Raw genomic sequence first — 23,927 nt, 5'->3', positions numbered from 1 at the left:
GTGGTAACCCTGGAGCGCCTAGACTTCGCCGATCTTCTGTTCAGGATTCGCCCGTGACTTCAATCTTCTGGTACGACTACGAAACCACTGGCATCAATCCGCGCAACGACCGTCCGCTGCAGGTGGCCGGGATTCGCACCGACCATGCGCTCAACGAAATCGATGAGCCGGTGAATCTGTATTGCCAGCCCAGCGAAGACATCCTGCCGCATCCGGCGGCGTGCGCAATCACCGGAATCACGCCCGCTCAGCTTGCCGAGAAGGGTTTGAGCGAAGCCGATTTCATGACCCGTGTGCATGCGCAACTGGCCGCACCGGGTACCTGTGGCGCCGGCTACAACACCTTGCGTTTCGACGACGAGATGACTCGCTACAGCCTGTATCGCAATTTCTTCGACCCCTATGCCCGGGAATGGCAGGGCGGCAACAGTCGCTGGGATCTGATCGACGTGGTGCGCGCCGCTTACGCATTGCGTCCCGACGGTCTGGTCTGGCCGACGGATGACGAGGGCCGCGTGACCCTCAAGCTCGAACGCCTCACGGCGGCCAATAATATCGATCACGGCCATGCCCACGAGGCGCTGTCGGACGTGCGCGCCACCATCGCACTGGCGCGGCTGATTCGCGAGAAACAACCCAGACTCTACGACTGGCTGTTCCAGTTGCGCAGCAAACAGAAAGTCATGGATCAGATCCGCCTGTTGCAGCCAATGGTGCATGTGTCCGGACGTTTCTCGGCGGTGCGCAGTTATGTCGGCGTGGTCCTGCCGCTGGCCTGGCACCCGAAGAACCGTAACGCCTTGATCGTCTGTGACTTGCATCTCGATCCGCAGGGGCTGCTGGACCTGGACGCGCACGCCCTGCGCCAGCGTCTTTATACCCGCCGCGATGAGTTGGCCGAAGGTGAGTTGCCGGTGCCGCTCAAGCTGATTCACATCAATCGTTGTCCGGTTGTAGCGCCGCTGGCGGTATTGCGTGCAGAAGATCAGCAACGCCTTGGGCTGGATATGGCGCTTTATCAGGAGCGGGCACTGCGACTAACTGACGCACAACAAGTCTGGAAAGATAAAATCGCGGCGATTTATGCCAGCGAAGATTTCACCCCCAGCGAAGATCCCGAGCAGCAGTTGTACGACGGATTTATCGGCGATCGTGACCGCCGCCTATGTGAGCAAGTTCGAATGGCGGATCCTGCGCAACTAGCGCAAGAGCCGTGGCCTTTCGATGATGAACGTTTGCCCGAATTACTTTTTCGATATCGAGCACGCAACTTTCCGCAGACCCTGGATGTTGCCGAGCAGGAACGCTGGAGATTATTTTGTCAGCAGCGTCTGACGCAACCCGAGGCAGGCGCACCGAATACCGTGCAGTCATTTATCGAGAGTGCCGAGCAATGGTCGCTTAGTGCGACGCCAATGCAGCGAGAGGTGCTCAATGACTGGCAGAACTATGTCCAGGCATTACGCAAACGTTTGAATCTGTGAAATCGAACATGCCCGGTAATAATTTACCGGCATAAAAAAACGCCAGCGCAAGCTGGCGTTTTTTTGTTCGCGGATCGCTCGGCGAAGGTGTCGCGGCTTAGCCCAGCAGGGTAGCCCAGCCTTCAACCACGTCGCCGCCCCACTTGGCTTTCCACTCTTTCAGAGTCTTGTGGTTGCCACCTTTGGTTTCGATGACTTCACCGTTGTGCGGGTTTTTGTATTGTTTAACTTTGCGTGCACGCTTGGTGCCGGTAGTTTTCACTGCGCCGCCACGTGGAGCCTTGGATTTGGCTTCCGGGTCCAGCAGCGCGATGATGTCACGCAGCGATTTGGAGTATTCACCCATCAGCGTGCGCAATTTGCCTTCGAATTCCAGTTCGGCTTGCAGTTTGTCGTCTTCGGACAGGTTTTTCAGACGGGCTTGCAGCTCTTTGATGGCTTCTTCGGTGGCGCGATATTCGTTGATCAAGGACATGAGTACTACCTTTTGTAGAATGCTGAATGACAGGGGACAGTGCCGCAATAATAGTCAGGCTGTTTCATCAAGTAAACATTTAGATGGGCTTTTTATTTAAATGAGTTACAGGAATTAGCCGTCAATTGAATGTTCCGTTAAATAATGTGATGCAGTCAGCACAGATATTTACAGTTGTCTGACAAACGCCTCGCTAAAGCGTCACGGTCTTGACGAAGACCTGCGTCAGAAAGCCGTTTCGCCGGGCTTCGTTTCGCCCGGCACGCATGCGTACTGCAGTTTTCCTGCACAGTCGCTAGAATGGCGGCCTTTGTGAAGTTCTGGAGTTTCCCCCTCATGCGCACTTTTCGGCTGGTGATATCTTGCCCGGACCGCGTTGGCATCGTTGCCAAAGTCAGTAATTTTCTGGCCTCTCATAACGGCTGGATCACCGAAGCGAGCCACCACTCTGACAATCAAGTGGGCTGGTTCTTCATGCGTCACGAAATTCGTGCCGATTCGCTGCCGTTCGGTATCGAAGAATTGCGCGAGAAGTTCGCGCCGATCGCCGAAGAGTTCTCGATGGACTGGCGCATCACCGACACCGAGCAGAAAAAACGCGTAGTGCTGATGGCCAGCCGCGAATCCCACTGCCTCGCCGACCTGCTGCACCGCTGGCACAGCGATGAGCTGGACTGCGAAATTTCCTGCGTGATTTCCAACCACGACGACCTGCGCAGCATGGTCGAGTGGCACGGCATTCCTTACTACCACGTACCGGTCAATCCGCAGGACAAGCAGCCAGCGTTCGACGAAGTGTCGCGCCTGGTCAAACAGCACGACGCCGAAGTGGTGGTGCTCGCGCGCTACATGCAGATCCTGCCGCCGGACATGTGCCGCGAATATGCGCACAAGGTGATCAACATTCACCACAGCTTCCTGCCTTCGTTTGTCGGCGCCAAGCCGTACCACCAGGCGTCCCTGCGCGGCGTCAAGCTGATCGGCGCGACCTGCCACTACGTGACCGAAGAGCTGGACGCCGGCCCGATCATCGAGCAGGACGTGGTGCGTGTCAGCCACAGCGACAGCATCGAAGACATGGTGCGTTTCGGCCGTGATGTCGAGAAGATGGTGCTGGCCCGCGGCCTGCGTTATCACCTCGAAGACCGTGTGCTGGTGCACGGCAACAAGACGGTCGTGTTCTGATAGCACACGAACTGCTTGAAAAACCAAGGGCCTGGGCGTTGAATCGCTCAGGCCCTTGTCATTTGAGCCCGAGGAAAAGCCATGAGCGATCCACTGGACAAAGCCACCTCCAAAGCACCTGCCACCCTTGGTGAAGGTTGCCTCAGTCGCTACGACCCCGACGACATGAGCCCCGAGGACGGCACCGAATTCCCCGGCGCCGCCGAGTTGTGGGAGCAGCTGCAGCAAGAGCACGACGAACCTAAGAAGCCTGCCTGACGTTCATCAGCTTTTTCAGCAACGGCTTGCCCAGCATCAACACGAACACCGGCCCGCCAACCAGCAGATAGAAGTAATACGTCACTACGCGCCAGATCAGGATCGCTGCCGCTGCGGTGGATTTGCCCACCATCGGCGCGAGCAGCGCGGCCGAGGTCAATTCCGCCGCTCCTGCGCCGCCGGGTAACAGACTGAACTGGCCGGCGCCCAGCGAGAGCATCTGCACCAGAAAACTCCAGGCCCACTGCAAGTCGGCACCGAGCCCGCGTAGCGCCAGATACAAGACGCTGTAGCGCAGCAGCCAGTGCACGCAGGTCAGGGCAAACACTTGAACCAGCGTCTGCCAAGGAAGTTTCAAGGTATCGGTAAACGCCGCGAGAAAGTGCAGCAACTTGCGCGCCCAGCGGCGGCGAGTGGGCGCCGTGACGTTCATCCCCGCCAACAGCCGGCCGCTCAGGCGAATCAACGCCCGGTGATAGCGCGCAATCAATACGCAACTGCACAAGCCGCCGAACAGCGACACGGCGCTGACCGTCAGCAGCCACTCGAGGCGATCGCTCAGGTGCTGGAACAGCGCGTAAATCAGAATTCCGCTCAGCGCGCAGAGAAAGAACAACAGATCGCTGAGCTGGTCCATGGCAAACACCGCGCTGCCCCGCGCCGGACGCACGCCGCACCGGGCCAGCAAGGCCATGATGGTCAGCGGCCCGCCGCTGCCGCCGGGCGTAGCGCAGTAGGCGAACTCGGCCGCCATCACCACGCCAAGACTTTTCAACGGCGCGACCTTTTTGCGCTGATCGCCCAGCAACAACCGCAGGCGCAGGGTGTTGATGCCCCAGCACAGCAGGATCATGCCGAACATGATCAACAGCCAGTTCAGCGGAAAACTGCGCAGGCGTGCCCAGGTTTCGCCGCCGCCAAGCAGCACCGGTATCAGCACCGCGGCGAGCAGGCCGATCAGCAACAACAGGCTGCGCTTCATGCTGCGCGTTCCAGTTGACCGTGCTGTTGGGCGAGCCAGTCGATCTTGGTCAGCGGCACGCGTCCGTCTGCCAGCAGGCGTTCCAGTGTGCGTAACCAATACTCTCGAGAGAAACGATGGCGCATGTCGACCGGATGCAGGCCCAGGCGAATCACCGGTGCGTCGCGCCAGCGCTGTTGACGCTGGTCGCTGACGATTTTCGACACGCCGCGCCGCCAGGCGCTGCGTGCGCTCCAGACCAATCCGGGTGCATCAATGGCGGTGAAATCGGGCAAGCGATAAAGATGTTGCGGATCGCTGGTGTAGCTGAGCGGTAATTCGCGCAAGGCCTGACGGGTGCCGTCGCTCATCAGCCACGCCGGGGCGACGAAACCGTGCACCGGCCAGTCGTAGCGCTGAAACATCTCCAGACCTGCGTGCAGGCGGTCAAGGGCTGTTTCGCGGGACAGGCGATAGAACTCGCCTTCATGGGTGTAGACCCGACGCATGAACCAGTCGCGCGGGGTGTTCGGCATGGGTTCCTGATCGTCGTGGTAGTAACCATGCAGCGCCAGTTCATCGCCTCGGGCAACCCTGGCATCGAGCACTTGCCGAAACGCCGGGTTGGCATCGAGGGCATCGTGGCGATGGAAATCCGGGACCACCAGCCACGTCATCGGTACATTGCCCAACGCATCGACGGCCTCGACGAACGGCTGGTAATCCGCCCAGGTCGAGGGCGCCACATCATGCAACACCAGACACACCGTTTTCATTTGCTCAGCCATTGGCCACCCGTGGCAGCGTATGGCCAAGCACCGCGTGGTAGTGGCTGAGCAGGCTGTCGACCACGGTATCCCAAGCGTAGTGCCGCTCGACATGTTGGCGTGCCTGGCGGCCGAGTCGATCACAGCCACGACTGAACAGTTCGCGCACAGCATTGGCCATGGCTTGCGGATTGTTCGGCGCGCAGAGCAGGCCGCAGGAATCGTTGACGATTTCTTCAAACGCTCCGGCGGCGACGGCCACCACGGGAATGCCGCAAGCCATGGCTTCAAGGATGACCAGCCCGAAGGTTTCCTGATCACCGGCATGCAGTAGCGCATCGGCGCTGGCCATCAGCCGCGCGACTTTTGGCGCCGGGCAGAACTCGTCGATGACGCTGACGTTGTCCGGCACCGCAGCGGGCATCGACGAGCCGACCAGCAGCAGGTGATAGCGCGGGCCGAGGCGTTGCATGCACTTGAGCAGCACCGGCAGGTTTTTCTCTTTGGAACCGCGCCCGGCGAAGATCAGCAGGCGGGTGTCTTCGGCAATGCCCAGTTCGGCACGCAGGCCGGGGTCGCGGGCGTCGGGATGGAAGGTATGCAGATCCACGCCCAGCGGTTGCACATGGACGTTGCGTACGCCAAGCCCGGTGAGCTTGTCGGCCATGACCTGGCTCGGCGCAAGCACCCGGTCGAAATTGCCATAGAGACGGGTGACGTAGGCCTCTACATTCGGCGTGACCCAATGGCCCATGCGATTGCCCGCCAGCAGCGGCAGATCCGAGTGATAAAAGCCGATCACCGGCACATCCAGCTGCCGCCGGGCATCCAGCGCCGCCCACGCGGTGAGGTAGGGATCGCCGACTTCGATCAGGTCCGGCTGCAAATCCTGCAAGACATTGCGCCACGGCGCCAGGCGCAGCGGGAAGCGATAGCCTTTGCCGAAGGGCAGGGCGGGCGCTGGAACCGTATAAATGCCGTCATGTTCACCCAGTCGTGCGCCGGGGATCAGCAGGCTGTGGCGAATGGCGTTGCGGTCGCCGAGGCGACGGTGTTTGGCATCGAGGTAAGTACGCACGCCTCCGCTGGCCGGCGCGTAGAACATGGTGATGTCGGCGATATGCACGGTGAGCAACCCTCCGCTGTGTTGTTCTCCCTTGGTTGACCGTTATCCAGAATAGATGTTCGGTCGGGATCGCGCGCCCCTCACCCTAACCTCTCCCGGAGGGAGAGGGGATTGACCGAGGTGGTTGGGCCTGTTGTGGTGATCTGCGAGAGCGAGTCGTAACGAATTCAGAAGCCCCTCACCCTAGCCCTCTCCCAGAGGGAGAGGGAATTGATCGGGGTGTTTGGGATTGTTGCGATGTCCTGCGATATCCGGTCGAACACAGGCATTGAAAAGCTTGAAGATCTGCTCCCTTTCCCCCTCGCCCCTTGGGGGCGGTCCGACGTTTCGGGAGGGCTGGGGAGAGGGGGTTAGGCTTTTGATCTTAAATGCGGAAGCTGCCCACCAGTTGCTTGAGACGCGAAGCCTGCTGCTCCAGATCCGAGCACGCGCGCAAGGTCGCCTGCAGGTTTTCCACGCCTTCCTGGTTCAATGTATTGATCTCGGTAATGTCGACGTTGATCGACTCTACCACCGCAGTCTGCTCTTCAGTCGCGGTCGCCACCGACTGGTTCATCCCGTCGATCTCACCAATGCGCAAGGTCACGCTGTTCAGGCGTTCGCCGGCGAGATTGGCGATCTCCACGCTGTCCTGGCTGTGGCGCTGACTGTCGCTCATGGTGCTCACCGATTCCCGGGCGCCGACCTGCAGCTCCTCGATCATGGTCTGCACCTGTTGCGCCGATTCCTGAGTGCGGTGCGCAAGGTTGCGCACTTCGTCGGCCACCACCGCAAAGCCGCGACCTGCCTCACCCGCACGTGCCGCCTCGATGGCAGCGTTGAGCGCGAGCAGGTTGGTCTGCTGGGAAATGCTGGTGATCACTTCGAGAATCTGACCGATGTTGACGGTCTTGCTGTTCAGCGACTCGATGTTGGTGCTCGACGCGCTGAGCATGCTCGACAATTGATTCATCGCCTTGATGCTGCGCTCGACCACTTGCTGGCCATCCTCGGCCAGACCCCGTGCGTCACTGGCCTGATTCGAAGCTTGCGCGGCATTGCGGGCAATTTCCTGCGCGGCGGCGCCGAGCTGATTGATCGCGGCAGCGACGCTGCTGGTGCGCGAGGCTTGCTGGTCGGAGTTGTACATCGACGAGTTCGACGCAGCAACGACGCGCAGGGCGACCTCATTGACCTGGCCGGTGGCCGAGGACACTTCGCGGATCGAGCCGTGAATACGCTCGACGAAACGGTTGAACGCGGTGCCGAGGATGCCGAATTCATCGTTATTGACGATGTTCAGACGTTTGGTCAGGTCACCTTCACCGTCGGCGATGTCTTCCATGGCGCGGGTCATCACGTGCAGCGGCTGGATCAGCAGACGGATGAGCATGCCGAGCAGGGCAATGATGATCGCCACGGCAATAATGGTCGCGATCACCGCCGAGGTGCGGAATTCGCTGAGCATCGCGTAGGCCTGATCCTTGTCGATCGAAAGACCGATGTACCAGTTCACCGACGGCAGGCCTTTGATCGGAGCGAAAGTGACAATGCGGGTTTTGCCATCCACCGTCACTTCACTGAAATCGCTGCTGATGCGCGGCGTGTCCTGCGGGTAGGCTTCCTTGAGCGATTTCATCACCAGAGCCTTGTCCGGGTGGACGAGGATCTTGCCGTCGGCGCTGACCAGGAACACATAGCCCATCCCGTCGAAGTCCCGCGCGGCGAGGGTATCGACCAGCGATTGCAGGCTGAGATCGCCGCCGACCACGCCGACGCTCTGCCCGGCCTTTTTCGACGCGGTGGCGATGGAGATGATCAACTGGCCGGTGGCGGCATCGATGTAGGGTTCGGTCAGGGTCGACGTGCTGCTGCTTTCGGCACCTTTATACCAAGGGCGTACGCGCGGATCGAAACCGTCCGGCATCTTCACGTCCGGGCGGATGGTGAAATGCCCGGTGGCATCACCCAGGTAGGTGGCCATGAACGTCGAGGTCAGGCTTTTCTGCTCCAGCAGGCTGGCGACCGTGGCAGGTTCCGGGTTGATGGCGATGTTCTGCGAGGCGTTCTCGATCAGCAAGATGCGCCCGCTGAGCCAGGTCTGGATATTGCCTGCAGTGACCTCGCCCATTTCATTGAGGTAGTTATTGAGATCATCGCGGATCGCATTGCGCTGCAGCCAATCGTTGTACAACGTGAACGAGGCGAAAGCGGCAATGACGATGAGGGCGGCGGCAAGCAAAATCTTATGGCTGAAGCGCAGGTTTTTGTTCATGGCTTGGGGTTCCGCTAAGGTCTTAATGTCCTGGGCGTGCTTTGATAGGGGCGCGCACTATGGGCAAGGTTGAAAAACTGAAATTTCCGGCTCTCCTTAGGGAAATGTCCGACCCGAATTTCTGACGGGTCTGTCCAATTTATGTATCGGCCATGTGTCATCAAAGATTAACCATTGGGTGAGAAAATGCCTGACTCCTTGCAACTCGTTATCGGCGCTGATCCGGCCGCGCAACCCATTGCTCAGGCCATGCGCCTGGCCAACCGCCACGGACTGATCGCCGGCGCCACCGGCACCGGTAAAACCGTGACGTTGCAGCGTCTGGCCGAAGCGTTCAGCGATGCTGGCGTGGCGGTGTTCGCCGCCGACATCAAGGGCGACCTGTGCGGCCTCGGCGCCGCTGGCAACCCGCAGGGCAAAGTGGCCGAGCGCATTGCCGGCATGCCGTGGCTCGGTCACACGCCCCAGGCTTATCCCGTCACGCTGTGGGACATCCACGGTGAATCCGGTCATCCGCTGCGCACCACCCTGAGCGAAATGGGCCCGTTGCTGATCGGCAGCCTGCTCGAGCTGACCGACAGTCAGCAGTCGGCGCTTTACGCGGCCTTCAAAGTGGCGGATCGCGAAGGGCTGTTGCTGCTGGATCTCAAGGATCTGAAAGCGCTGCTCAATCACCTCAAGGACAACCCGCAGTTGCTCGGCGAAGACGCGGCGCTGATGACCACCGGTTCCAGCCAGGCACTGTTACGCCGCTTGGCGACGCTGGAACAGCAGGGCGCCGAAGCGCTGTTCGGCGAGCCGGCGCTGCAACTCGAGGACATTCTGCAACCGGGCGCGGATGGCCGTGGCCGCATCCATCTGCTCGACGCCAGCCGGCTGGTGCACGAGGCGCCGAAGGTTTACGCAACGTTCCTGCTGTGGCTGCTGGCCGAGTTGTTCGAGCAACTGCCCGAACGCGGCGACGCCGAAAAGCCGCTGCTGGCGCTGTTTTTCGACGAGGCGCATTTGCTCTTCGGCGACACGCCCAAGGCTTTGCAGGAACGTCTGGAGCAAGTGGTGCGTTTGATCCGATCCAAAGGTGTGGGGGTTTACTTTGTCACCCAATCGCCGGCGGATCTGCCGGACGATGTGCTGGCGCAGTTGGGCGTGCGCATTCAGCATGGTCTGCGCGCATTTACCGCGAAAGAGCAGAAATCCCTGCGCGCCGTGGCGGACGGTTTTCGGCCGAATCCGGCATTCGACAGCCTGTCGGTGCTGACCGAACTGGGCATTGGCGAGGCGCTGGTCGGGACGTTGACCGACAAGGGCACGCCGGAAATGGTCCAGCGCGTGCTGGTGGCGCCGCCGCAATCGCGGATCGGGCCGTTGACCGAAACCGAACGCACAATGCTGATCGCCGGCTCGCCGTTCAGGGGCCGCTATGACAAGCCGATCGATCGTGAGTCGGCCTATGAAATCCTGATGGGCCGCAAAGGGCTGGCGCCTGAGGCCGAAACGCCGGCAGGTAAACAGGCTGAAGAGCCAAGCCTCGCTGATCGCGCGGGGGAATTCCTCGGCACGGCGGCAGGGCAGGCGCTGAAATCGGCGATGCGCCAGGCGGCCAATAACCTCGGCAAGCAGTTGGTGCGCGGGTTGATGGGGTCGCTGCTCGGCGGCAGCAAGCGCCGCTAAAAGCAAAGATCGCAGCCTTCGGCAGCTCCCACAGTTGAAATGCATTCATTCTGTAGGAGCTGCCGAAGGCTGCGATCTTTTGATTTTGCTTCAGGCTTTACCCTTGGCATGCGCCGCCAACCGCTCCAGCGCCGCGCGCAATCCCGGATCGCTGATCCCGTCGGCCGTCGACTGAATCGTCTCCGCCGCGCTGCTCGACAAATCCATCGTGTGCCCAGTCGCCCGATGCTGGACGATCGGCGGGCGCACACTGAATTTGATCCGCGTCAGGCTGGCGAACTCTTCGAACAATTGCAGCTGCCGTTGCAGGCGTTTTTGCTGGTAGCGCAGGCGCGTGGCCCAGTGACCGTCAGTGACCACCAGCGACAGTTCGCCTTCGCGCCACTTGGCTACCCGGCAATGCTCGCGGGCGGCCGGTTGCAGCTGGCTTTCGAGCAGGCGCTGCAAATGCTCGAGGCGCTGGGCATGGCCGAGGATGGCTTTGAGCGGCCTGGCTTCGCGTAACAGGACGGCGGGTGCTCTGGCCGTGAGAGGGCGAAACGCCATGATCGAACACCTGAAGTAACAGAGGCGCCATGTTAGCAGAAAGCTGTGGAACCACTGGCCCATTGCTTTTGTCCCTGCTTTGCTCATTAAATCAACGCCTGACTTCTTTCCCCGACGGGTTGAAGTTGAGCAAAACGCCCCTATTTTAAGTGAGCCCCGTCAAAGCGCAGTGCCAGCATCGTGGAACATCGCCACTTTCCTCACCACCGTTTCCGGGTAGAATGCTCGTTCGCATGCGGCCATGAGGGCTGCACGGGCGACTCACGGGGCCGCCCTCCATCCCTTTAGTGTGGAAGATCCTGCCGATATGTTTGCGCCTTTGTTAAAGAAACTTTTTGGAAGCAAGAACGAGCGTGAAGTCAAACGCATGCTCAAGACGGTGCAGCTCGTCAATGCCTTCGAAGAGCAAATGGTGGCCCTTTCGGACGATCAATTGCGTGCCAAGACCGCCGAGTTCAAGGCCCGTATCGCCAAAGGGGAAACCCTCGACAAGCTGTTGCCGGAAGCCTTTGCCGTAGCCCGCGAGGCCGGCAAACGCGTGATGGGCATGCGCCACTTCGACGTGCAACTCGTCGGCGGCATGACCTTGCACGAAGGCAAGATCGCCGAAATGCGCACCGGTGAGGGCAAGACCCTCGTGGCCACTTTGGGTGTTTACCTCAACGCATTGTCCGGCAAGGGCGTGCACGTTGTGACGGTGAACGACTACCTGGCCCGCCGTGACGCCAACTGGATGCGCCCGCTGTATGAATTCCTCGGCCTGACCGTCGGCGTCGTGACGCCGTTCCAGCCGCCGGAAGAGAAGCGTGCCGCCTACGCCGCCGACATCACCTACGGCACCAACAACGAATTCGGTTTCGACTACCTGCGCGACAACATGGCGTTCAGCATGGATGAAAAATTCCAGCGCGAACTCAACTTTGCCGTGATCGACGAAGTCGACTCCATCCTCATCGACGAAGCGCGTACCCCGCTGATCATTTCCGGTCAGGCCGAGGACAGCTCCAAGCTGTACATGGAGATCAACAAACTGATCCCGCAGCTGGAACTGCACGTCGAGGAAGTCGAAGGCCAGGTCACCAAGGCCGGACATTACACCGTTGACGAAAAGACCCGTCAGGTCGAGCTCAACGAAGCCGGTCACCAGTTCATCGAAGACATGCTCACCCGCGTCGGCCTGCTGGCCGAAGGCGAGAGCCTGTACTCGGCGCACAATCTCGGTCTGCTGACCCACGTCTATGCCGGTCTGCGTGCGCACAAACTGTTCAACCGCAATATCGAATACATCGTGCAGGACGGCCAGGTCGTACTGGTCGACGAGCACACCGGCCGGACCATGCCGGGTCGTCGTCTGTCCGAAGGCCTGCACCAGGCGATCGAAGCGAAGGAAGGCCTGAACATTCAGGCCGAGAGCCAGACCCTGGCCTCGACGACTTTCCAGAACTACTTCCGTCTGTACACCAAGCTGTCCGGCATGACCGGTACCGCCGACACCGAAGCGTTCGAATTCCACCAGATCTATGGTCTGGAAGTCATGGTCATCCCGCCGAACAAACCGTTGGCGCGTAAAGACTACAACGACCTGGTGTTCCTCACCGCCGAAGAGAAATACGCGGCAATCGTGGCGGACATCAAGGAAAGCATGGCCGCCGGTCGTCCGGTGCTGGTGGGTACCGCGACCATCGAGACTTCCGAGCACATGTCCGCATTGCTCGTCAAAGAAGGCATCGAACACAAGGTTCTCAACGCCAAGTTCCACGAGAAAGAAGCCGAAATCATCGCTCAGGCCGGTCGTCCGGGTGCGCTGACCATCGCCACCAACATGGCCGGTCGTGGTACCGACATCCTGTTGGGCGGCAACTGGGAAGTGGAAGTCGCTTCGCTGGAAAACCCGACCCCTGAGCAGATCGCCCAGATCAAGGCCGACTGGCAGAAGCGTCACCAGCAAGTGCTGGAATCCGGCGGCTTGCAGGTAATCGCTTCCGAGCGTCACGAATCGCGCCGTATCGACAACCAGCTGCGTGGCCGTGCCGGCCGTCAGGGCGATGCCGGTTCGAGCCGCTTCTACCTGTCGCTGGAAGACAGCCTGATGCGCATCTTCGCCTCTGACCGGGTGAAGAACTTCATGAAAGCCCTGGGCATGCAGCCGGGCGAAGCGATCGAGCACCGCATGGTGACCAACGCGATCGAGAAGGCGCAGCGCAAGGTTGAAGGCCGCAACTTCGACATCCGCAAGCAATTGCTCGAGTTCGACGACGTCAACAACGAACAGCGTAAAGTGATCTATCACATGCGTAACACGTTGCTGGCCGCTGACAACATCGGTGAAACCATCGCTGACTTCCGTCAGGACGTGCTCAACGCCACCGTCAGCGCGCACATTCCGCCGCAATCGCTGCCAGAGCAGTGGGACGTGGCCGGTCTGGAAGCGTCCATCGAAAGCGATTTCGGCGTGAAGCTGCCGATCCAGCAATGGCTCGACGAAGACGATCACCTGTACGAAGAAACCCTGCGCGAGAAGCTCATGACCGAGCTGATGGCGGCGTACAACGAGAAAGAAGACCAGGCCGGTGCCGAGGCGCTGCGCTCGTTCGAGAAGCAGATCGTCCTGCGCGTACTCGACGACCTGTGGAAAGACCACCTGTCGACCATGGATCACCTGCGTCACGGCATTCACTTGCGTGGTTATGCGCAGAAGAACCCGAAGCAGGAATACAAGCGCGAGTCGTTCACCCTGTTCTCCGAGCTGCTCGATTCGATCAAGCGCGACTCGATCCGCGTGCTCTCGCACGTTCAGGTCCGCCGCGAAGATCCGGAAGCCGAAGAGCAGCGCCTGCGTCAGGAAGCCGAAGCACTGGCGGCGCGCATGCAGTTCGAGCACGCCGAAGCCCCTGGGCTGGATCAGCCGGAAGCGTTGGGTGAAGAGGTCGATGTGGCGCTGGCCACCGCCGCTGCCCCGGTTCGCAATGAGCAGAAGCTGGGCCGCAACGAACTGTGCTTCTGCGGTTCGGGCAAGAAATACAAGCATTGCCACGGGCAGATCCAGTAAAACCCGTTTCAATCGCTGAACACCCCGCGCCGCGACCGGCTCCTGCCGTCGCGGCGTTTTGCCATTTATCCCACCGTCCTTTCCCGTGGCGGTGCTGACATCATTGAGTAAGGAGCGCATTCATGGCTGTTGGTCTTGGTCCTTTGCCAACGTTGCACCCGGTTGCCGGTTTTGAACTCGGTATCGCCTCGGCCGGCATCAAGCGCCCGGGGCGCAAGGATGTGGTGGTGATGCGCTGCGCTGAAGGTTCGACCGTGGCTGGCGTGTTCACCCTGAACGCGTTCTGCGCCGCGCCGGTGATCCTGGCGAAAAAACGCGTGAACAACGCTGTGCGTTACTTGCTGACCAACACCGGCAACGCCAACGCCGGCACCGGCGAACCAGGCCTGGCCGCCGCCGAGCGCACCACTGCCAGGCTGGCTGAGCTGACCGGCGTCGACGCCAGCCAGATCCTGCCGTACTCCACGGGCGTGATCGGCGAGCCGCTGCCGGTCGAGAAAATCGAAGGCGCACTGCAAGCCGCGCTGGACGACCTGTCGGAAAGCAACTGGGAAGCTGCTGCCACCGGCATCATGACCACCGATACTTTGCCGAAGGGCGCCAGCCGCCAGTTCGAGCATGACGGCGTGACCATCACCGTCACCGGCATCAGCAAAGGCGCCGGCATGATTCGTCCGAACATGGCAACCATGCTGGGTTACATCGCCACCGACGCCAAAGTCTCCCGCGACGTGCTGCACAACCTGATGCTCGACGGTGCCAACAAGTCGTTCAACCGCATCACCATCGACGGCGACACCTCGACCAACGACTGCTGCATGCTGATCGCCACTGGCAAAGCCGCGCTGCCGGAAATCACCCGCGCAGAAGGCGAGCTGTTCACCAAGCTCAAACAAGCGGTGTTCGAAGTGTGCATGGACGTGGCGCAGGCCATCGTGCGTGACGGCGAAGGTGCGACCAAGTTTGTCACTGTCGAAGTGAATGGCGGCGGCAACCACCAGGAATGCCTGGACGTCGGCTATACCGTGGCGCACTCGCCGCTGATCAAGACCGCGCTGTTCGCCTCCGACCCGAACTGGGGGCGCATCCTCGCCGCCGTGGGCCGCGCCGGTGTGCCGGACCTGGACGTGAGCAAGATCGACGTATTCCTCGGCGACGTGTGCATCGCCAGCCGTGGCGCCCGTGCGGCCACCTACACTGAAGCTCAGGGCTCGGCAGTGATGCAGCAGGAAGAAATCACCATCCGCATTGAACTGGGTCGCGGCGATTGCAGCGAAACCATCTGGACCACCGACCTGTCGCATGAATACGTGAAGATCAACGCTGAATACCGCACCTGATCCAGCCTGGGACCGAGTCGCCTGCATCGCCAGCAGGCTGGCTCCCACAGAGATATGTGTCGTTTCACACATCCACTGTAGGAGTGAGCCTGCTCGCGATAGCGCCAGTCCGGACACTACAAAATTAGAGTTTTCCCTCTGACGAAAAGGCGCCACACCATGTCCCTGCACCTGATCATCGGCGACAAACTGCTTTCCTCCTGGTCACTGCGTGCGGCACTGGCGCTGGAGCTGACCGGCGCACCCTACAGCGAAGAGCTGATCAAACTCGGCAAGCCCGACACCCGCGAACGCCTGCTCAAGCATTCGCCGACCGGCAAGGTGCCGCTGCTGCAGACCACCCGCGGCACCATCGCCGATTCGCTGGCCATCGCTGAATACCTCGCGGAGCAGTTTCCGTCCGAGCAGCTCTGGCCGAGCGATACCTTCGCCCGCGCCCAGGCCCGCTCGGCCTGCGCACAAATGCACAGCGGTTTCTTCGCCATGCGCAACCACATGCCGTTCAACCTCAGCCAGGACGCGCCGCTGAACCCGGTGCCGCCAGAAGTGAAGGTCGATATCGAACGCATGCTCGCGCTCTGGGCCGAATGCCGTGCGGCGGCAACGGAAGAGGGGCCATACCTGTTCGGGCGGGTCAGCCTCGCCGATGCCTTTTTCGCGCCGATCGCCGTGCGCCTGCGCACCTATCAGGTGAAGCTGCCTGCGATCGACGAAGCTTATGTTGAAACCGTCTACCAATGGCCCGCCTTCAAAGCGTGGCAAAAGGCTGGACTGGAGGAATTGAATCCGTGAAACGCGTCCACGTCGCCGCTGCCGTCATTCGTGACGGCGCCGGCAAAATCCTTATCGCCCGCCGTGCCGACACTCAACACCAGGGCGGCTTGTGGGAATTTCCCGGTGGCAAGGTCGAGGCTGACGAATCAGTCGAATCGGCACTGGCTCGCGAGCTGCACGAAGAGCTGGGCATCGTCGTTGATGCTGCCCGGCCGTTGATCAAGGTTCGCCACGACTACCCGGACAAACAGGTGTTGCTGGATGTCTGGGAAGTCTCGGCATTCAGCGGCGAACCCCACGGTGCTGAAGGCCAGCCACTGGCCTGGGTCAGCGCCAGAGAGCTGGTCAACTATGAATTCCCGGCGGCTAACCAGCCAATCGTCGCGGCGGCGCGTTTGCCTGCCGAATACCTGATCACCCCGGAAGATCTCGAAGGCCCGGCGTTGTTGCGCGGCATCCAGAAGGCGATTGCTGGCGGCATCAAATTGATCCAGCTGCGCGCACCGAATGGCTACGACCCGAAATACCGTGATCTGGCGGTGGATGCCGTGGGGCTGTGCGCGGGCAAGGCGCAGTTGATGATCAAGGGGCCGTTCGAGTGGCTCGGCGATTTCCCGTCGGCGGGCTGGCACATCACCGCCGCCCAGCTGCGTAAATACGCGGCGGCAGGGCGTCCGTTGCCGGCGGAGCGCTGGCTCGCGGCGTCGTGCCATAACGCTGAGGAATTGGCGCTGGCGGAGCAGATGGGCGTCGACTTCGTCACCCTGTCGCCGGTGCAGCCGACGCTTACGCACCCGGATGCACAGCCGTTGGGCTGGGAGCAGGCTGAGGCGTTGATTGACGGTTTTAGCAAACCGGTGTTTTTGTTGGGCGGGGTTGGCCCGGCGGAGCGTGAGAAGGCTTGGGGTGTCGGGGCTCAGGGTGTGGCGGGGATTCGGGCGTTCTGGCCTGAATCTGTATAGCGGCTACTGGCCCTATCGCGAGCAGGCTCACTCCTACAATGACCGCGTTTCAACTGAAGAAATACGGTCACTGTAGGAGTGAGCCTGCTCGCGATAGCTTATTTTCAAACACTACAAATCTTCAGGTTTTGCCGCCGGCTGCCACAAAATCTCGGCAATCCCCTGCCGCCGCGCAATCAATCGCGCCGCGACAAACAGCAAATCCGACAACCGATTGATATACGCCAGGCCAACCCCGGCCAACGGTTCGATCGCGTTCAAATGCTGACACCGGCGCTCGGCGCTGCGCGCCAGACTGCGGCAGACATGCGCTTGCGCAATCAACATCGAGCCGCCGGGCAGGATGAAGTTTTCCAGCGGCCCCAGCTCTTCATTCCAGACATCGATCGCCGCTTCCAGCCGCTGGATTTCCGTCTCGTTCAGCGCCTGATACGCCGGCATCGCCAGTTCGCCGCCAAGATCGAACAAGCGGTGCTGACACGGCGCCAACACCTCAATGATCTCGTTGAGCCCCGGATGCACTTCACGCTCGGCGAGCAGACCCGCCAGCAACACGCCGACCTGACTGTTCAGCGTATCGACCTCGCCAATCGCCTCGATGCGCGGGTGATCCTTGGGGACGCGACGGCCGTCACCGAGGCCGGTCTCGCCTTTGTCGCCGGTGCGGGTGTAGATCTTCGACAAGCGAAAGCCCATGGGTTACCTCGGTAGTGAATTGGTTTCGGCGGTCAACGGCGCCGGTTGTACCAGCGGCAGACGCAGGGTGAAGCAAGTGCCCTGGCCGGGCGCCGACTGCACTTCCATCTGGCCTTTGTGGTTGTTGGTGATGATGAAGTACGACACCGACAAGCCAAGGCCGGTGCCCTGGCCGATTTCCTTGGTGGTAAAGAACGGCTCGAAGGTACGCTTGCGCACGTTCTCGCTCATGCCGATGCCGTTGTCCTCGACCTGAATCTCGGCCCACGGCGGATTGAGTCTGGTGCGCAAAATGATCCGTCCCGGTTCGCTGTCGTCTTCGCGCTGATGAATCGCCTGGGCGGCGTTTTTCAGCAGATTGAGCAGCACCTGTTCCAGCTCGTTGGCGGTGCCCGGCACCGGCCCCAGTGCCGGATCGAACTGGCGGATGATCGCTTGACCCTTGAAGTCGAAACCAATCGCCAGATCGAAGTCGTTGCCGGCGATTTCCACCGCCTGATCGATCAGCGCCGGCAGATCGCACGGCGCCATCTGCCGGGTGCTGCGACGGCTGAAGCTGAGCATGTGCGTGACGATCTTCGCCGCGCGGGCGCCCGCCTGTTGAATGCCATCGAGCAATTGCGGGACTTCGCGGCCCTGCAGGTACCGGTTGACGGCATCCAGTTCGATGCCCAGTTGTTCGGCGGTTTCGATGTTCTTCGGCAGATCCGCCGACAGCCGCCGACGGATGTTCTGCACGTTGTGCAGGATCGCGCCGAGCGGGTTGTTGATTTCATGGGCCATGCCAGCAGCAAGGCCACCGACCGAGAGCATCTTCTCCGACTGCACCATCATTTCTTCCAGCGACAGGCGCTGGGTGATGTCGTCGATACGGATCACCACGCCACGCCCGGCACCGCCCATCAGCGGATAAAACGTCAGCGCGTAATGTTTCGGTTCATCGTCCTTGAACCAGGTCACCCGATCGACTTTCGCCACGGTGTGCTGCTCGACGGTAGCCTTGAGCTGCGGCAGAAACGGCTTGAGCGGTTCGAAGGCGAGGAAGATCGGCTGGTTCAGTGCCTCGTCCAGGCGCGTGCCGGAGAGCGCGCTGGCCTCCTGGTTCCACTGGGTGACGTAAAGCTGCTCGTCGAGGGCGATCAGCGCTGAAGGCATCGAGTCGATAATGCTGTTGAGGTAATTCTGGAAGCCGGTGAGTTTCTTCTCGATCTTGCTGCGCACCTGGACTTCCAGCTCCAGTTTGCGATTGGTGTGGCGGGTTTCCTCGGCCAGCCCCTGCGCCTGATCGTAGGCGGCTTGCGAGTCATCACGGGCGCGTTTGAGCTGCTGCTCGCGGGCTTCGATGCGCGAGAGCATGGTGTTGAACGCCTCGGCCAGACTGCCGATTTCATCGTGATTGCCCCGTGCAGCGCGCAGCGCGTAGTTCTCTTCGCGGGTGACCTGGCGGGACAGCTCCTCGAGCTGATGAATGGGGCGGGTGATCAGACGTTTGATCTGCCGGGCAATCACCAGCCACAACAAGACGCTGAAGATCAGGATGCCGAGGCTGGCGGTCAGGGTGCCGGTGTAGAACGCCATCGGCAATTCGCTGCTGGCGACCAGCAACAGATGCCCCGGCGCGGCACCGGGGCGGGGCAGGGTGATCAGTTGATTGCTGCGAAATTCGGTGAGTTGCCAGGCTTCGACATGGCGATAGCGCTCGGGCAGGCTGAGCTTTTCACCGCGCTGCACCTGCGCCAGACGTTCACCCTTGCCGTCGTACAGGGCAGCGGCGCGCAACGGTGAATAACTGTCGAGTTCCTTGAGCAGGCGCTCGGCGCTGCGCGGCGACTCCAGCGCGTCGCTGACCAGACTCGGATTGGCGATCAGCCGGCCGATGGTCTGCAGGGCCTGTGGCGCCATGCTTTCTTGGGAAATGTAGTAGGCGGCGCTGATAAAGGTCAGGTTGGCGACCAGCAGAACCGTGGTCAACAACACCAGCAGGGCGGCCAGCAGTTTCTGGCCGACCGGCAGGTTTTCGAGGCGCTGGCGCAATGGCATCGGGTTTATCGCAGCAGGGGAACAAGCCGTCAGCCTAGCGGCTGCTCAGTCGCTGGGCAATCCACGGTTGCGCAGATGAGCGACCAGACGTTGCTGCAACTGGTGCAGGTGCGGCAGGTTCAACTGATGGCGCTCAGCGACTTTGCAGGCGTGGCCCAATAGATAGCTGATTTCGGTGCGGCGCTGGTTGGCGACGTCCTGATACATCGAAGAGTAATTGGCGGCGGTGGCGTGGATCACCCGTTCGACCTCCGCTTGGAGATTGTCTGCCGCTGTCGGCTGACCACAGCGTTCGAGCAGTTCAGTCAGTTCGGCGCAGAGCGTAGCGACCTCGCAGTGATGCGCTGTCAGGCCGCCGTTACGGCAGTCGTGGAGCACGGTCAGCGGGTTGATCGCGCAGTTCAGCGCCAGTTTGCGCCACAGCCGAGTGAGGATGTCGGCGCTCCATTCATGGGGAATATTTGCCGCTTGCAGATCGTCGAGCCAGACCGGTGCCAGCGGATTGCCGATATCGCCCAGCCAGTTGAAACCGTGGCCGGCGAACACCACCCGCCAATCGCCATCGCGAAACGCGCCCTCGGTGCTGGATGCGCTGATGCAGCGCGCTTGCGGCACCCGCGCGGCAACGGCGTCCTGACTGCCCAGACCGTTTTGCAGGAGGATCAATTCGGCATCCGGAGCGAGGCGTGAAGCGAGGCGGGCGACGGCCTCTTCGGCGTCATAGGCCTTGCACGCGACCAGCAGACGGCGAATCGGCTCGGGGCTGTCCGGGGTTTCGCCGGGAACTGCATAGGTATGAGCTTGTCCGTTTTCTACCAGGGTTAATCCGCCACCAGCTGCATAGCTGCGCAAGCGTGACGGGTCGCGCAGGATCAGTCGCACGGGCAAGCCGGCGCGGGCCAGCCGTGTCGCCCAGAGTGTGCCGAGACTGCCGGCGCCCAAGACATGCCAGATGGTCGACATCAGTTTTTTGCTCGATTGCTTGCAGGCATGTGCGGCTCGCCGTATCGGTAGGAAAAGACCCGTTATAATGAGCCCGATTTTAACCGCAAGCCAAGCGCGCTCCCTCCACATCGAGCGCGCCTTTTTATTGGAGAGATTACATGCCGTCGTTCGACGTGGTATCCGAACTGGACAAACACGAACTTACCAACGCGGTCGAGAACGCCGTGAAGGAACTCGATCGTCGTTATGACCTGAAAGGCAAAGGCAGCTTCGAGTTCAAGGAAAAAGACCTGACCGTCAGCCTCACCGCCGAAGCCGCTTTCCAGCTCGAAGCGATGATCGAAATCCTCAAGCTGGCGCTGACCAAGCGCAAGATCGACGTGCAGTGCCTCGAGGTCAAGGAGGCTTACGCTTCCGGCAAACTGATGAAGCAGGACGCCATTCTCAAGGAAGGCATCGATAAAGAGTTGGCGAAGAAGATCGTCGGCCACATCAAGGAGGCCAAGCTCAAGGTCCAGGCTGCCATTCAGGGCGAGCAGGTGCGTGTAACGGGCAAGAAGCGCGACGACCTCCAGGAAGCCATCGCGGCCCTGCGTGCGAAGGAATTCGGCATGCCGCTGCAGTTCAACAACTTCCGCGACTAAGCCTGGTCTGAATGCTGTGTGGGAGCGAGCCTGCTCGCGAATGCGGTGTTTCATTCAGCGATGAGTTGACTGACACACCGCATTCGCGAGCAGGCTCGCTCCCACAGTTGTTTTTAATACACCCCGGGAAGCCGGAAATCAGGAGATAGAACATGGATTTGAATGCTGAAGTGGACCACCTGGTCAAGGCGTCCCAGGCGTGGATCCCGATGATCATGGAATACGGCAGTCGCGTGCTGCTGGCAGTGATTACCCTGGCCATCGGCTGGTGGCTGATCAACAAGGTCACGCAAAAACTCGGCGGTCTGCTGGCCCTGCGCAATGCCGACCTGGCGCTGCAAGGCTTTATCAGCAGCTTGGCCAACATCATTCTCAAGGTGCTGCTGATTGTCAGCGTCGCGTCGATGATCGGCGTCGAAACCACCTCGTTCGTCGCGGCTATTGGTGCTGCCGGTCTGGCGATCGGCCTGGCCCTGCAAGGCAGCCTGGCGAACTTCGCTGGCGGCGTGCTGATTCTGCTGTTCCGCCCGTTCCGCATCGGTGACTGGATCGAAGCCCAAGGCGTGGCGGGTACCGTCGACAGCATCCAGATCTTCCATACCGTGCTGCGCACCGGCGACAACAAGACCATCATCGTGCCCAACGGCAATCTGTCGAACGGCATCATCACCAACACCAACCGCCAGCCAACCCGCAAAGTGGTGTTCGACGTGGGCGTGGATTACGAAGCGGATCTGCAAAAGGCCCGTCAGGTGCTGCTGGATCTGACCAAGGATGCGCGCGTCATGCAGGACCCGGAACCGCAAGCGGTAATTTCGACACTGGGCGACAGTTCGATCACGGTGTCCCTGCGCGTATGGGTTAAAACTGCAGACTATTGGGATGTGATGTTCATGTTTAATGAACAGGCGCGTGATCGTTTGAAGGCTGCCGGTATTGATATTCCATTTCCGCAGCGAGTTATACGCGTTGTTCAGGAATCGGCGACACAATGATAGGTTGCTAGCTAAGTAATTGCTCTCGTAGCCAGACTCTTAATCAGTGCCAGGCAAATAAAAAGGCCCATCGGAAGATGGGCCTTTTTTTATGCTTTGAAACTAACCACTGACGATTACAAGATGTTCAGCGGGTACTCGGTGATCAGGCGGAACTCTTTGACATCGCCTTCACCTTCGTCAGCGTTGGCAACGTGCCAGGCTTGACGAATGCGGAAGGAAAGATCTTTGGCCGGGCCGCTTTGAACAACGTACTTGGCTTCAAAGTTGGTTTCGTGGTGTTTGCCATCATCACCATACAGACCGGCATAAGCGCTGCCCGCTGGAGTGTTGGTACCGTCGATATCCCAACCTTTGACGTAACGAACCATGAAGCTCAGGCCAGGAACGCCGTACTCGGCCATTTTCAGGTCGTAACGGGCCTGGACGGATTTCTCGCCTGCGCCGTTGAAGTCAGAGTACTGGATGGAGTTGGCGAGGAAGATCGAGTCGCCACCACGGTTGTTCTTGCCCACGCCGATGTAGTCGAACGGGGTGTCGCCGTTGACCTTCTGGAAGGCGAGAGTAAAGGTGTGCGCTTTGAGGAACGACAAAGCGGTTGCCAGGGAGAACGTGGTGTTGCTGATGTCGCCCGCTTCGGCACTACCGGTGTCGGTGGTGCGGTAGATGTTGAAGTCGGTGTTCAGCGAAGTGTCACCACCGAACGGAGTGGTGAGGTTCACGTTGGCGTAGTACTGGTTCCAGATATCTTCCAGTTTTGCGCCGTACAGCGATGCACTGAGGTTGTCAGTGATCGAGTACTTGCCGCCGAAGTAGTCGATGTTGTTCGCTTCAACACCGGCGTAGGTAGCGTAGAGGCCACCATCGCGGGCGTTCTTGTCCTGGCTGGAGCCGGAGTAGAAGTGACCGGCTTCGAGGTCAAGGTCTTTCACTTCGCTGCTCTGCAACTGGAAGCCAGTGGCAGTTTGCGGAAGGATGCGGGAACCGCCGACAGCGAACACCGGAGAAGTGCTTGGCTGCATGTCGCCGAATTTCAGTTCGGTCTTGGAGACGCGGAACTTGATGGAAGCGCCTGCCTTGCCCTGACTGTCATTGACGTCGCGGCCATAGCCGTTGGCCTTCACGGTATCGCTACGGCTCATGTTGCCAGTACCGGAAGTACCGTCACCGCCATCCAGTTTCAAGGCCAGATAACCGTATGCATCAATACCTACACCCACGGTGCCTTGGGTATAACCGGAGGTGAAGTTGCCGAGGAAGCCCTGGGTCCAGTCTTTCTGGTCGCGGCCACCGTTCTTGTTGTCGCGGTTGAAGTAGTAGTTCTTCAACGTCTCGGTGAGTTTCGCGTCTTCAACGAAACCTTTGGCTTCAGCCTGGTCACTGACAAACGGGGCGGCCGTAGCCAACTGCGAACTGGCTGCTGCTGCAACGGCCAGTGCGATCATGCTCCACTTCATCACGCGCATCGTGATTTGCTCCTTTGGTTTTAGAAGAGTACTGCCGTCCCACCTGTTTTATTATCTGGGCGGCTCTTTCTTTTTGTGTCGGCGCAAACTTATATCACGCCGACAATGTTGGCGATACTTGCGAAACCAACCTTTCAGCTTCTTTACGGCGTTGTCGCGAAAGGAGCGCTGGATGTCGCAAATTCACAGTACCAATGCAGCCTGACTGACAACTTCAATCGCTGTATCCGGGCCTTTTTGCATCGATAAAAAGAGTCCCTGGCAAAACACTTGAATCTCCATCGGGCAA

At 60.3% G+C, this 23,927-nt stretch carries 20 protein-coding genes and 1 pseudogene; 10 read left to right on the top strand and 11 right to left on the bottom strand.

Annotated elements, in window-relative coordinates; all coding sequences use genetic code 11:
• The first annotated feature begins 53 nt into the window (after positions 1-53).
• Complete coding sequence (sbcB, locus tag QRN33_RS00775) at positions 54-1,484, top strand: exodeoxyribonuclease I (RefSeq protein ID WP_285406084.1); 1,431 nt, start codon at positions 54-56, stop codon at positions 1,482-1,484.
• A 97-nt stretch (positions 1,485-1,581) separates the two neighbouring features.
• Here sbcB and mvaT read toward each other — a convergent pair whose 3' ends face one another.
• The gene (mvaT, locus tag QRN33_RS00770; RefSeq protein WP_016773476.1) at positions 1,582-1,959 is read right to left on the bottom strand and encodes a histone-like nucleoid-structuring protein MvaT; all 378 of its coding nucleotides are present in this window, start codon (positions 1,957-1,959) and stop codon (positions 1,582-1,584) included.
• Positions 1,960-2,295: 336 nt separating this feature from the next.
• Between mvaT and purU the strand changes: the two genes are divergently transcribed.
• Both purU and QRN33_RS00760 read left to right on the top strand, forming a co-directional pair.
• Positions 2,296-3,144 (top strand): formyltetrahydrofolate deformylase, encoded by an 849-nt coding sequence (purU, locus tag QRN33_RS00765; RefSeq protein WP_016773477.1) that lies wholly within the window; start codon positions 2,296-2,298, stop codon positions 3,142-3,144.
• 81 nt (positions 3,145-3,225) lie between these two features.
• Complete coding sequence (locus QRN33_RS00760) at positions 3,226-3,402, top strand: hypothetical protein (protein WP_173867350.1); 177 nt, start codon at positions 3,226-3,228, stop codon at positions 3,400-3,402.
• On the opposite strand, the gene gpgF is transcribed toward QRN33_RS00760, so the two are convergent.
• The 5 genes and pseudogenes from gpgF to QRN33_RS26660 all read right to left on the bottom strand — a co-directional run.
• A complete protein-coding gene (gpgF, locus tag QRN33_RS00755; RefSeq protein ID WP_285406073.1) occupies positions 3,386-4,384 on the bottom strand; it encodes a glucosaminyl phosphatidylglycerol flippase in 999 nt (332 codons plus the stop codon). The genes QRN33_RS00760 and gpgF overlap by 17 nt on opposite strands.
• On the bottom strand, positions 4,381-5,151 hold the full coding sequence (gene gpgD / locus QRN33_RS00750) for an N-acetylglucosaminyl phosphatidylglycerol deacetylase (RefSeq protein WP_285406070.1): 771 nt from the start codon (positions 5,149-5,151) through the stop codon (positions 4,381-4,383). Before gpgD ends, gpgF begins: the two co-directional genes overlap by 4 nt.
• A complete protein-coding gene (gpgS, locus tag QRN33_RS00745; RefSeq protein ID WP_065616981.1) occupies positions 5,144-6,256 on the bottom strand; it encodes an N-acetylglucosaminyl phosphatidylglycerol synthase in 1,113 nt (370 codons plus the stop codon). Before gpgS ends, gpgD begins: the two co-directional genes overlap by 8 nt.
• Before the next feature lie 364 nt (positions 6,257-6,620).
• Entirely contained in the window at positions 6,621-7,385 is a 765-nt protein-coding gene (locus tag QRN33_RS26665) for a methyl-accepting chemotaxis protein (protein WP_425375757.1), read from the bottom strand.
• Positions 7,386-7,478: 93 nt separating this feature from the next.
• Positions 7,479-8,510, bottom strand: a pseudogene (locus QRN33_RS26660) (HAMP domain-containing protein); the annotation flags it as partial.
• Between the two features lie 186 nt (positions 8,511-8,696).
• Here QRN33_RS26660 and QRN33_RS00735 point away from each other — a divergent pair.
• On the top strand, positions 8,697-10,181 hold the full coding sequence (locus QRN33_RS00735; protein ID WP_285406064.1) for a helicase HerA-like domain-containing protein: 1,485 nt from the start codon (positions 8,697-8,699) through the stop codon (positions 10,179-10,181).
• Between the two features lie 90 nt (positions 10,182-10,271).
• Here the strand turns inward: QRN33_RS00735 and QRN33_RS00730 are convergent, their stop codons facing one another.
• Positions 10,272-10,727, bottom strand: coding sequence for a DUF721 domain-containing protein (locus tag QRN33_RS00730; protein WP_042607304.1), 456 nt, complete (start codon positions 10,725-10,727; stop codon positions 10,272-10,274).
• A 307-nt stretch (positions 10,728-11,034) separates the two neighbouring features.
• Here QRN33_RS00730 and secA point away from each other — a divergent pair, with 307 nt between their 5' ends.
• The 4 genes from secA (at position 11,035) to QRN33_RS00710 (ending at position 16,852) form a co-directional block, all read left to right on the top strand.
• Positions 11,035-13,776 carry a preprotein translocase subunit SecA gene (gene secA / locus QRN33_RS00725; protein WP_042607303.1) on the top strand — a complete coding sequence of 914 codons (2,742 nt, stop codon included), beginning with the start codon at positions 11,035-11,037 and terminating at the stop codon, positions 13,774-13,776.
• Between the two features lie 122 nt (positions 13,777-13,898).
• Positions 13,899-15,116, top strand: a complete 1,218-nt coding sequence (argJ, locus tag QRN33_RS00720; RefSeq protein WP_285406061.1) for a bifunctional glutamate N-acetyltransferase/amino-acid acetyltransferase ArgJ — start codon at positions 13,899-13,901, stop codon at positions 15,114-15,116.
• A 159-nt stretch (positions 15,117-15,275) separates the two neighbouring features.
• Positions 15,276-15,908 carry a glutathione S-transferase family protein gene (locus tag QRN33_RS00715; RefSeq protein WP_083353445.1) on the top strand — a complete coding sequence of 211 codons (633 nt, stop codon included), beginning with the start codon at positions 15,276-15,278 and terminating at the stop codon, positions 15,906-15,908.
• Positions 15,905-16,852 carry a Nudix family hydrolase gene (locus QRN33_RS00710; RefSeq protein ID WP_285406055.1) on the top strand — a complete coding sequence of 316 codons (948 nt, stop codon included), beginning with the start codon at positions 15,905-15,907 and terminating at the stop codon, positions 16,850-16,852. The genes QRN33_RS00715 and QRN33_RS00710 overlap by 4 nt, the downstream gene beginning before the upstream one ends.
• A 111-nt stretch (positions 16,853-16,963) precedes the next feature.
• On the opposite strand, the gene QRN33_RS00705 is transcribed toward QRN33_RS00710, so the two are convergent.
• The 3 genes from QRN33_RS00705 to QRN33_RS00695 are packed head-to-tail and all read right to left on the bottom strand — an operon-like array spanning position 16,964 to position 20,551.
• Entirely contained in the window at positions 16,964-17,548 is a 585-nt protein-coding gene (locus tag QRN33_RS00705; protein WP_285406052.1) for a cob(I)yrinic acid a,c-diamide adenosyltransferase, read from the bottom strand.
• Positions 17,549-17,551: 3 nt separating this feature from the next.
• A complete protein-coding gene (locus QRN33_RS00700) occupies positions 17,552-19,588 on the bottom strand; it encodes a sensor histidine kinase (RefSeq protein ID WP_042607298.1) in 2,037 nt (678 codons plus the stop codon).
• Positions 19,589-19,633: 45 nt separating this feature from the next.
• Positions 19,634-20,551 (bottom strand): putative 2-dehydropantoate 2-reductase, encoded by a 918-nt coding sequence (locus tag QRN33_RS00695; RefSeq protein WP_123418861.1) that lies wholly within the window; start codon positions 20,549-20,551, stop codon positions 19,634-19,636.
• Positions 20,552-20,691: 140 nt separating this feature from the next.
• Between QRN33_RS00695 and QRN33_RS00690 the strand changes: the two genes are divergently transcribed.
• Positions 20,692-21,177 carry a YajQ family cyclic di-GMP-binding protein gene (locus tag QRN33_RS00690; protein WP_042607296.1) on the top strand — a complete coding sequence of 162 codons (486 nt, stop codon included), beginning with the start codon at positions 20,692-20,694 and terminating at the stop codon, positions 21,175-21,177.
• Positions 21,178-21,329: 152 nt separating this feature from the next.
• Positions 21,330-22,172, top strand: a complete 843-nt coding sequence (locus QRN33_RS00685; RefSeq protein ID WP_285406045.1) for a mechanosensitive ion channel family protein — start codon at positions 21,330-21,332, stop codon at positions 22,170-22,172.
• 116 nt (positions 22,173-22,288) lie between these two features.
• Here the strand turns inward: QRN33_RS00685 and QRN33_RS00680 are convergent, their stop codons facing one another.
• On the bottom strand, positions 22,289-23,638 hold the full coding sequence (locus QRN33_RS00680; protein WP_042607294.1) for an OprD family porin: 1,350 nt from the start codon (positions 23,636-23,638) through the stop codon (positions 22,289-22,291).
• Between the last annotated feature and the right edge of the window lie 289 nt (positions 23,639-23,927).

Origin of the sequence: Pseudomonas sp. FR229a, assembly GCF_030209115.1 — a bacterium.
Taxonomy (GTDB): Bacteria; Pseudomonadota; Gammaproteobacteria; order Pseudomonadales; family Pseudomonadaceae; genus Aquipseudomonas; species Aquipseudomonas moraviensis_A.
Note: the sequence above shows the minus strand (reverse complement) of the source record. Positions and strands in the feature narration are given on the sequence as shown.